Source organism: Halorhodospira sp. M38 (assembly GCF_022227985.1).
Taxonomy (GTDB): Bacteria; Pseudomonadota; Gammaproteobacteria; order Nitrococcales; family Halorhodospiraceae; genus Halorhodospira; species Halorhodospira halophila_A.
In genome coordinates this window covers 1-2,727 of the sequence record NZ_JAJNQP010000057.1, presented here as the reverse complement: position 1 = coordinate 2,727, position 2,727 = coordinate 1, and the positions used below count along the sequence as shown (strand labels likewise).

The 2,727-nt window shown below is 62.3% G+C and carries 3 protein-coding genes; 2 read left to right on the top strand and 1 reads right to left on the bottom strand.

The genetic code is table 11. From position 1 onward, the window contains the following. Positions 1-49: 49 nt before the first annotated feature. A complete protein-coding gene (locus tag LRA98_RS12670; RefSeq protein ID WP_238634250.1) occupies positions 50-793 on the bottom strand; it encodes a Crp/Fnr family transcriptional regulator in 744 nt (247 codons plus the stop codon). A gap of 274 nt (positions 794-1,067) precedes the next feature. Here LRA98_RS12670 and LRA98_RS12665 point away from each other — a divergent pair, with 274 nt between their 5' ends. Further along, positions 1,068-2,105 (top strand): fatty acid desaturase, encoded by a 1,038-nt coding sequence (locus LRA98_RS12665; RefSeq protein ID WP_238634251.1) that lies wholly within the window; start codon positions 1,068-1,070, stop codon positions 2,103-2,105. Positions 2,106-2,460: 355 nt separating this feature from the next. After that, complete coding sequence (locus LRA98_RS12660; protein WP_443134953.1) at positions 2,461-2,664, top strand: hypothetical protein; 204 nt, start codon at positions 2,461-2,463, stop codon at positions 2,662-2,664. Positions 2,665-2,727 lie beyond the last annotated feature (63 nt).

The window sequence follows — 2,727 nt, the reverse complement described above, 5'->3', positions numbered from 1 at the left end:
CTCATGCTGCCTCAGGACAAGGCGTCTTCTCTGTGCGTCGGCGTACCTTTTAGCCCTTCGAGGAGCGCCACCTTGGGGGTTCTGCAAGGAGCCGATCACTTTCGCGCTTGACCACGGCGTAGCATTCGCAACTGCGGGCTTCCAAGCCGTCACGGTCGAGGATCGTGATATGCCCGCGGTGGTATCGGATGAGGCCGTCCCTTTGCAATCTGCCGGCCGCCCCCGTGACCCCTTCGCGCCGGACCCCAAGCATGTTGGCGATTAGCTCCTGAGTCATACGGAGATCGGAGGTTGGCACCCGGTCCAGGGATAGTAGCAACCAACGGCACAGCTGCTGATCCAGAGTATGGTGGCGGTTACAGACCGCCGTCTGGGCCATCTGGGTTAGCAATGACTGGGCGTAACGCAGCAGCAGATCGTGCACTACTCCCCGGCGACGCCCGCCCACACGGAAGAACTCCTCCCTGAGGCGCCGGGCGCTAAGCCGGTAGGCATAGCCGGCGCTTTGCACCACCGCCCGACTGGAGGTGCTCTCTCCCCCCATAAACAGGGCGACCCCAACCACGCCGTCTCTGCCCACCACTGCGATTTCCGCCGAGTCACCCTCCTCGGTGACGTAGAGCAGGGAGACGATGGCGTCAACGGGAAAGTAGACGTAATCCAGCCGGGTGCCGGGTTCATAGACCACCTGCCCCAAGGAGAGCGGGACCTGTTCCAAGCTGGGAAGGAGGTTCCGATAGTCTCGATCCGGCAGCAGGGCCAGAAGCTGATTGGCTCTAGGGGAACACTGCATACGTGAAGCTCTTTCCACCGATCATCTTCGACTCTCCGTGACCAGTGTAGCTGGATCCCTGCAGAGCGAGCTGAGTGGGTGATGGCTTCGTGACCGGTTGGCGCGCGCCTCCGCGAGGCTGCGGCAACATGCTGCGCCCAGGGTGCGCCACCGAACATACGGCAGGCGCAGACGGAGCCACAATCTCCACTGGCGACTCCCATCAGTGGGTATCCAGTCGGCGATGGAATCCCCCCCCGGGGGCGTCGTGGCGGACCCCTCCCGGAGGCTAGTTATGAATCAAGAAGCACCCGACCTAGAAACCACCCCGGACCCGCGAGCCCTACAGCGCGCACTGGCCGCCTATCGTGGGCCGCGCCTGGGCCGCAGCATCTTTGAACTGGCCATCACGGTCATCCCCTTCGGCCTTTTCTGGTTCCTAGCCTGGGCGAGCGTAAGCGCCGGCTACTGGCTGGGTCTGCTGCTGGTCATTCCCGCCGCCGGGTTCCTTGTGCGCTTGTTCATGATCCAGCACGACTGCGGGCACAGGGCGTTCTTCCCTTCGCGCCGCGCCAACGACTGGGTGGGACGGGCCATCGGCGTATTGACGCTGACACCCTACGACTTCTGGCGCTACACGCATGCCCAGCATCACGCGCGCTCTGGGAATCTCGATCGCGCGCCGGTAGGTAATATCGACACCCTGAGTGTGCGCGATTACCAGGCCCTGCCGCGGGCGAGCCGCCTACGCTACCGGCTGTATCGGCACCCGCTGGTCCTGTTCGGACTGGGGCCGGCCTACCTATTCCTCCTCTACAACCGCGTGCCGGTGGGTTTTATGCGCGCAGGATGGATGCCCTGGGTGAGCACCATGGGCACCAACGCGGCCATCGTGCTTGTTGCCGCCGTCGTGATCGCTTGGGTCGGGGTGGCAGATTTTCTAATCGTCCAAATCCCTATCACGCTCCTGGCCGGGACGATCGGGGTTTGGCTGTTCTATATCCAGCACCAATTTGAGGACACACGCTGGGCCCGCGACGACGAGTGGGCCTTCCACGAAATGGCGCTTCATGGGAGCTCCTACTACGACCTACCCGCGCCCCTGCGCTGGATCACCGCGAATATCGGTGTGCATCACGTCCACCATCTCGCCAGCCGTATCCCGTTCTACCGACTGCCGGAGGTCCTGGAGGATTACCCGGAGCTTGAGTGCATCAACCGGGTCACACTGCGCCAAAGCCTCCGGTATGCGCGGCTTGCGCTATGGGACGAGGATCGGCGTCACCTCGTCCCCTTTGAGCGAGCGGAACGAGGCGACACCTCCTCTACGTGATTAAGCATGGCAAGGAAATCGCAAGGGAATCCCCGGGAGGTGCGTATGAATCGCCCCCTACCGAAGCCCGAGAAACCCAAGGATAAACAGCACAATCACGATGGCGCCGACGATCCAAATAATTTGATTCATGAGCTTGCCCTTTTCTGTGTGGACGGGTCCGATGCTGCACTGCGTGACCCCGTTGATCCACCTACGACCGTACGCGCAGCCGGATGGCCCGTCGGTACGGCGTCGCACCAATCGGGCTATGTTCGGTGTCAAACAGACAGGGGGATGGGAGCGCCGTAGCGTCGTGCTAGCGGCATAGGTGCTTCCAGGTCGGGAAGCAGTCACAACTTGGAGGTAGGCAATGATGAAGCTCATAAAAGCGATGGGCGCCGCCCTGATCCTGAGTCTGATGCTCGTCGCACTGGCCGGCTGCAACAGCGGCGGTCCGGCCGAGGACGCTGGCGAGAGCATCGATGACACCGTCGATGAAGCCGGAGATGCCGTCGAAGACGCCGGTGAAGACATGGACGACACAATGGACGACATGAGTCGGGACGACGACTACTGACCGAGGCGTTGGCTACGCTACGTGAAAGGAAACACGTTCAACGCCACTGGATAAGCGGGAGAA

Bases quoted from the DNA above. Each gene is read 5' to 3' on its own strand.
- LRA98_RS12660 (WP_443134953.1), top strand. From the start codon at position 2,461: ATGAAGCTCATAAAAGCGATGGGCGCCGCCCTGATCCTGAGTCTGATG.
- LRA98_RS12670 (WP_238634250.1), bottom strand. From the start codon at position 793: ATGCAGTGTTCCCCTAGAGCCAATCAGCTTCTGGCCCTGCTGCCGGAT.
- LRA98_RS12665 (WP_238634251.1), top strand. From the start codon at position 1,068: ATGAATCAAGAAGCACCCGACCTAGAAACCACCCCGGACCCGCGAGCC.